General features: G+C 64.7%; 5 protein-coding genes. 1 reads left to right on the top strand and 4 read right to left on the bottom strand.

All coding sequences use genetic code 11. The features are described from left to right. The coding region (locus ACI944_RS11975; RefSeq protein WP_411719279.1) for a S8 family serine peptidase at positions 1–1,302 on the bottom strand (1,302 nt) is incomplete at its 3' end. An 89-nt stretch (positions 1,303–1,391) separates the two neighbouring features. After that, positions 1,392–1,934 (bottom strand): type IV pilin, encoded by a 543-nt coding sequence (locus ACI944_RS11970; RefSeq protein WP_411719278.1) that lies wholly within the window; start codon positions 1,932–1,934, stop codon positions 1,392–1,394. A 151-nt stretch (positions 1,935–2,085) separates the two neighbouring features. Between ACI944_RS11970 and ACI944_RS11965 the strand changes: the two genes are divergently transcribed. Then, positions 2,086–2,640, top strand: coding sequence for a DUF192 domain-containing protein (locus ACI944_RS11965; RefSeq protein WP_411719277.1), 555 nt, complete (start codon positions 2,086–2,088; stop codon positions 2,638–2,640). Positions 2,641–2,800: 160 nt separating this feature from the next. Here the strand turns inward: ACI944_RS11965 and ACI944_RS11960 are convergent, their stop codons facing one another. Further along, positions 2,801–3,298, bottom strand: a complete 498-nt coding sequence (locus ACI944_RS11960) for a hypothetical protein (protein ID WP_411719276.1) — start codon at positions 3,296–3,298, stop codon at positions 2,801–2,803. Positions 3,299–3,365: 67 nt separating this feature from the next. Continuing rightward, a partial coding sequence (locus ACI944_RS11955) for a BGTF surface domain-containing protein (protein ID WP_411719275.1) occupies positions 3,366–4,699 on the bottom strand: 1,334 nt, incomplete at its 5' end.

Here is a 4,699-nt window from a genome sequence, read left to right as displayed (position 1 = left end):
CTCGACCGTCGCGCGCTCGCCCGGCGCGAGCGAGTGATTGCTCTCGTTCAAAGACATCGCGCCGTCGGCCCGCTCGCCCGTCTCCGCGTTCCGGAGCGTGGCTTCGAACGCAAGCTCGTGGCGGCGATCGTCACGGTTCTCGACGGTCACCGTCCGAGTTATCGGCTCGTCGTCGGCGACAACCCCGAGATCGAGGACGCCGTCGCCGACGACGTCCGGCGCGAGCGCTCGCTCGGCATCGACCACGCCCGATCCCGCGGCGGCCGTCCGGTTGCTGTCGGTCGGGACCGGGCGAGCAGTGCTCGTCAGTCGACGTTCAACTGCTGCCGGCCCGAGGTTGGGTTCGGCTTCGAGAATAAGCGCGGCGACACCCGCGGCCTTGGCGGCCGCGATGCTCGTCCCCGTCCGGCGTGCATAGGGGTCGGAGGCGTCCGTGTCCTTGTCCTCCCCCTCAAGATCGGTCTCACCGTTGTAGTCGGCGCGCGGGCCGACGATCCCGACGCCGGGTGCGAGCAGCTCTGGCTTGAACGCCCCGGCCCGCGTCGGGCCGTAGGCGGAGCGCTCCCACACGGTCCCCGCGTTATCGGCCGCACCCACGGTTAACGCGCCCGCCGAGGTACCTGGCGTGGTGACAGCGCGCGGGCCGCCGCGGTTGCCCGCCGAGGCAACGACCGTTACGCCTCGATCGTTCGCCCACTCGACGCGCTCCTCGATGACTTCTGGCTCTGAACCGACGCTCTGGAGGCTCAACAAGACGATATCGGCGTCGGCCTCCGAGACGGCGTACTCGATAGCCTCGGCGACGGTCGCCTCGTCGGCATCGCCGTCCTCAGCCATGATGCGGACGTCAACCAACGCGGCGTCCGGCGCGACCCCGGCGTGGTCGCCGTCGCTCGCCGCGCCGCTCCCGCCGAGGACGCCCGCGACGAACGTCCCGTGGCCGCTTTCGTCCGTCCCATTGGCGGGGTGAGTCGGCTCCGAGCCGGTGAGATCGACCCGCTCTGCGACACGCCCTTCTAAATCGGGATGGTCGCCATTGATGCCGCTGTCGAGGATCGCGACGGTGACGCCCTCGCCGGTCGCGTTCGCGGGGTCGGCTGTCGATCCCAGTGTCGGTCGTATCGCGGTCCCGTGCGTATCGATGGCACGGTCGGGTGATCCCGTGCTCTGTCCGCCGCCCGCCGTGGGCTCGACGGCTGCGAGCGCGCCGGAGGTGGCTGCGAGCAACAGCAGCGACCCAACTGCGGCGAGGACAGCGAGGCGTCGGATCCGCCGGGAGGGGGCACGGGGGACGGATACCATCGATCGGTCCTTCGGGCTGCTCGGAGTTTACACTGCCGGCCGCGGGGCGGTGCTCGCGGCCGCGGTCGTCGGGCCGGGAGCGGACGGTTTCAACATCCCTCCGGGGCGCCTGGGGGCGTGTCGTCGGAGGCCGCACCGGAGCCCGCCGGTACCCGCGGATCCGTCGGGGCGGACCACTCGTTCACCAACAGCGTGTGGCCGTTTCCGTCGGTGTAGACGATGGTGTATGTGTCCCCTGCCTCGCAGATTGGATCGAGCGTGCTGTCGCTGTCGAACCCATCGAGGTGGACGTACTCCCCGGCTTTTACGCTCTCGCCGCCCGTCCATACGTCGCTCCAGGCGATGGTGTTCCCGCTCTCGTCTTTTATAATGATGTTGTCCGCGTCGGCCGTCTCTCCCAACTTGTTGGTGATCTCGACGTAGGGCCGGCGATCGGTGTTTCCCTCGCCGCTGGCGACGTACTCCGCCTCGAAGTAGCCCGCCGGTGCCGGTTCGACCAGGTCGCCGCTGACGTCGAGCGCCAGCGCGCCGAACAGCGTTGCGATGGCGACGACGATACCCAAGAAGAGCACGGTCCCGATCACCGGGGAGACGGCGGTCTCGTCCGCGCTGAACTGTGACGTGGAGGGCATCGTCCAACTCTGTATGACTCCGAACAAAAATCCACGCACCGATTCGGCGCGTCGCATCGGCGATCGGACGCGGGCAACGTGGCGGCGGCCACCGGGTCGCTCGGGCGTCGGTGCCGCCCGGTTTATATATCGATCGCCCCAACCGGATTACATGGATCGCCGGACATGCCTTATGACGACCGGAGCGGCGCTGGCCGGCTTTTCGGGCTGTCTCGACACCGCGAACGACGGTGACGAACCGGGTGATGCGACGCCGGTCGAAGACGGAACGCCCACGCCCGACGCGACCCCGACCCCCGCTCTAGTCCACGAGAGCTACGAGACGACCGAGATCAGCGTCTTTTCGGAGGCCGGCCTGGAACTCGGCTCCGTGACGGCGGCGATCGCGGACACGCGTGAGCTCCGAATACTCGGCCTGAGCGACACTGACTCGCTACCCGAGGATCGCGGGATGTTGTTCGTCTACGGGTCGGTTGCCGACCGGACGTTCGTGATGCGGCGGATGAACTTCGGAATCGACATCATCTACGCGGACTCGGCGGGAACAATCACGAACATCCATCACGCGCCCGCGCCCGGTCCCGACGAGGACGGCAACGCTCAGGAGTATCCCGGCCGGGGGCAGTATGTTCTTGAAGTGAACTACGAGTGGACGACGCGACACGGCGTTGAGGCGGGCGATCGGCTGGCGTTCGATAGTACGTAAGTGCTCGCATATTTATATGCGATCTTCTATAAACGATCTTCACCAACTGTATATAGATCGTCTGGATCACCCCGACTGCCCCCAAGAACTCCGTTCAATCATTCCCCCAGCACGATTTCGCCGGTACCGGCTAGACGCGTGCGTCGGGCTCTTCAGTATTCTATTCTTCGCCGTCGGCGCCCCCGCCGGCCGTCGCGTTGCCGTTCCCACCCTCGGGTGTTTCGGCAAATTCGTCGTAATCGCTCGCTTCCGAAATCGCCGAAATGTGGTCCTCTGTGAGTACGCCAACGAGTGTCGCCGGGTCGCCAGTAGCTCGCATGACAAGCGCCTCCTCATCGACGTCTTCGATTTCGGCACCGCCGGATTCAAGACTTTCTTGAGCGTTGGTTGCTGTCTCGGCCAGCATCTCTGACCTCTCCTCGGAGAACTGTTCAGCGGCCTCACTCTGCGTCACGTTGCCTGCCTCCACTTCCTCTATGAGTTCCTGTCGGCGAGTTTGAAGCGCGTCTCTATCGGGACTCAGCACGACAGTGACAGTCACCTGATCCTCCGTGCTCGATTGTGCGGGGGCGTCCTCAGCGCTGCCGCACCCGGCGATCGTTGCGGTCATCCCGACGCTTGCGGTCTTGAGAAATCGACGGCGGCCGTGTTCGTCCATACGAGCGTTGGGGGAGGCCGCCGGATACGTTTTGTGAAGGCTGATAGTTCCCCCGTTGCCCCATGTCTCAGGCCCAGAAGCCGAGCACGTGCGCCGCGCCGACGACCGCCGCGCCGCCGACGGCGTGTTCGGTGCCGACCGCGCCTGCAAACGCCCCGAGCAGGCCGACGACCTCGCTCGGAAGCCCCGGATCGCCGCCGTTGTCGTCCCCGTCGCTTTCGTCCTCGTCTGTAGTGGTATCGTCGCTTTGATTGGTGTCGTCCCCGCCGCCTTCCCCTTGGTCAGTCGTATTGGTATTGTCTCCTGACTCCTCTTCGTCCGCCCCGTTGTCTTCGCTGTCGACCACGTTTATTGGAGCATCGCGCCCGACGACCAACTCGCCGACAGCCTCGTCGTCAGGCGTGGAGAGCACGTATCGGTAGGTACCTTCCTCCAGCGTCCCGGCGTCAAGTTCGACTGATCGGCTTTCATCACTGTCGAGCGTCCGGCTGATGGAGTCGACATCGGCCTCACCAACCCGGAGATTGATCGGCTTCGTCTCGGTCGCCGCCCCGGTGTTATTGATCACCGCCTCAACAGTCACACTATCGGCCGTTCCGGCGGTCACCCGATCGGGCGCCTCAACGATCTCGAAACGACTTGTGGCCTCTCGATCGCCGGCTAGAACTCCGCCGCGCTTGTCGACGATGCGGTTCTCGGCGTAGAACTCCACCTCGACCCCCTCGCCCACCCGGAGCTCGGAAAGGTCCTTCGTCGCAGTAAATGATCCGTCTTCATCGACCTCGACGTCGTCGATGGTGATCCGCGTCGGGTTCGAGCGGTTGTCGGCGATGATCTGGATGTAGAACTCCGAGGCGGGCGCGACGTTCGTCTCGCCGGTCAGCGTGACCTCCGTTCCGTTTGTCAATGCGACCTGATCCTGATTCGTCGTCTGGTTGTACTCGGCGTATGGCTCCTCGATCGTGAACGGCTTCGTTATCGTTTCACTAACCTCGTCCTTTCCGAGGTATGGGTAGTGTTCGGTGCCGTCCTCGGTTGGCTCCGATTCCGGATTGAATGGATCGGGTCGTGTCTGAAGATCGTTATTCGAAAACCGGTATCGCTCGTCCGGCGGCGACTCGTAGCCGTATTCGAACTCGAACTCGTCGCTTTCGTCGTCGCTGAACGCCCCCTTGAACGCGCCTGCGTCCCGGGTATCGACAACGAGATAAAACCGTTTCCTGAGCCCAGCATCACCCTCGGCTGACTCCGGAATGACGTATGCCTCGCCATCCGTTGCACCGCCGAGGTTAAGCTCAGTTCGGGGTTCGTTCGAAGTCATGTCCGTCTGCTTGGATTCGAGGACGATACCCTCGTCCTCGAGGTTGAGCAGGTCCTGAAACTCATCGGGGTGAACTCCCT

Origin of the sequence: Natronomonas sp. (assembly GCF_046710025.1) — an archaeon.
Classification (GTDB): Archaea; Halobacteriota; Halobacteria; order Halobacteriales; family Haloarculaceae; genus Natronomonas.
The sequence above is the reverse complement of the archived record's forward strand: the minus strand, read 5'-3'. Positions and strand labels throughout refer to the sequence as shown.

Coding starts and splice junctions, on each gene's coding strand:
- ACI944_RS11960 (WP_411719276.1), bottom strand. CDS start 3,298: ATGGACGAACACGGCCGCCGTCGATTTCTCAAGACCGCAAGCGTCGGG.
- ACI944_RS11965 (WP_411719277.1), top strand. CDS start 2,086: ATGGATCGCCGGACATGCCTTATGACGACCGGAGCGGCGCTGGCCGGC.
- ACI944_RS11970 (WP_411719278.1), bottom strand. CDS start 1,934: ATGCCCTCCACGTCACAGTTCAGCGCGGACGAGACCGCCGTCTCCCCG.